This is a genomic window from Mesorhizobium sp. Arg314, assembly GCF_053714275.1.
In genome coordinates, this window is the sequence record NZ_JBSKBP010000193.1 from 1 (window position 1) to 809 (window position 809).

General features: G+C 61.6%; 1 protein-coding gene and 2 pseudogenes. 1 reads left to right on the forward strand and 2 read right to left on the reverse strand.

Going from position 1 to position 809, the window contains the following annotated elements; translation table 11 throughout:
• Positions 1 to 95: transposase domain-containing protein (locus ACWGS9_RS35025; RefSeq protein ID WP_454509458.1), on the reverse strand; the 95-nt coding region annotated here is incomplete at its 3' end.
• A 42-nt stretch (positions 96 to 137) separates the two neighbouring features.
• Between ACWGS9_RS35025 and ACWGS9_RS35030 the strand changes: the two are divergent.
• Positions 138 to 236: pseudogene (locus ACWGS9_RS35030) on the forward strand (IS66 family transposase); the annotation flags it as partial.
• Positions 237 to 265: 29 nt separating this feature from the next.
• Here the strand turns inward: ACWGS9_RS35030 and ACWGS9_RS35035 are convergent.
• Positions 266 to 809: pseudogene (locus ACWGS9_RS35035) on the reverse strand (IS66 family transposase); the annotation flags it as partial.

Consider the following 809-nt stretch of genomic DNA (forward strand, 5'->3'; position numbering starts at 1 on the left):
GAACTTGGCAGATCAGAGATGCGTGCGAGGACGTCGGCGAGCCAGGCTTTTGGGTCGACCTCGTTCAGGCGGCAAGTGGTGATGGATGTCAGCATGACGGCAGCCCGGTCGGCGCCGCGCTGGCTCCCGGCGAATGTCCAATCCTCAAGCCGATCAACTACATGCTCTCGCGCTGGGAGGACTTTGCCCGCTTCATCGATGACGGCAGAATCTGCCTGACCAACAATGCTTCGGAAGAGCGCGAGAAGGCATCGCGCTCGCGGAGCAACCACTCGCGCATGTCATCGAAGAGCGGCTTGCTGTTTTCCTGCCGCACGGCACACCGCTCAGCGGCCGTCTTGCCGTTGATGGCGCGCTCGATGTCGAAGAGCGCGTCGATGCGCTTGACCGCCTCCAGCGCCATCGGGGAGATCGGTTTGCCATTCCTCTTGCCCTCGCGGGCATTTTTCTCGACGTCGGCCACGGCCTGTTGTGCATTTGCTCTTTGCTAGGACGCGAATGGTCGTGTCGTCACCATGAAGGCGCTCGGCCGCGAAGACATGCGCCTCGATCAGATCAAAGACCGGCATGAGGGCGGACGTACCAAACCCGACCTGATCGGCCAGCGTCGAGGTCGAAAGCTCGATGCCCTCGCATTTGAACCGGGTGCTCTGACGGTTGAGGGGACTATGCATGCCAAACTTGTCGAACACGATCGTCGCCAGCAGGTGAGGGCCGATGAAGCCGCGCGGAGTGACATGGAATGGCGCCGGCGGCTGGATGATCGCCTCGCAATCCCGGCACGTAAATTTCTCCCGCACCGTTTCGAT